Below are 430 nucleotides of genomic sequence, written 5' to 3'. Positions count from 1 at the left end.
ATTTGCAATGAAATATCTAAACTATCGTTTTTATCTTTTAATAAATTCAAAAAATTCAATCGGAGTAAAAAAGGACGATAAAAAACTTATCACGACTTATATTGACGGAAGAGAAGCGACTTTGATAATGGAAATATTGAAAGTGGAAAAGCCCGACATGAAAGACGATTCAAAAGAAGAAGACAGAAATAAAGTAAAAGAATCTTTGAAAGAACATTTGATAAAGAGAGCCGAAGAGAGAGCGAATTATAATCTTGTAAATAAAACTTTATTCGATAAATTGCTTGAAACGGTTAATATGGAAATTCCTAAAGGCTATTACGAAGAAGAATTAAAAAGAGCTTTGGACGACTTTGAAAAATCTATTGCAAATAACGGAATGAATAAAACCGAATTTTTAATTTCGGTGGCAAAAACCGAAGATGCAATA

1 pseudogene is annotated in these 430 nt (G+C 29.8%); it reads left to right on the top strand.

Annotated features, from left to right (window positions below):
* A pseudogene (locus EZH24_RS13470) lies at positions 1 to 430 on the top strand (trigger factor); the annotation flags it as partial.

The organism is Brachyspira catarrhinii, assembly GCF_005518285.1.
Lineage (GTDB): Bacteria > Spirochaetota > Brachyspiria > Brachyspirales > Brachyspiraceae > Brachyspira > Brachyspira catarrhinii.
Note: the sequence above shows the minus strand (reverse complement) of the source record. Positions and strands in the feature narration are given on the sequence as shown.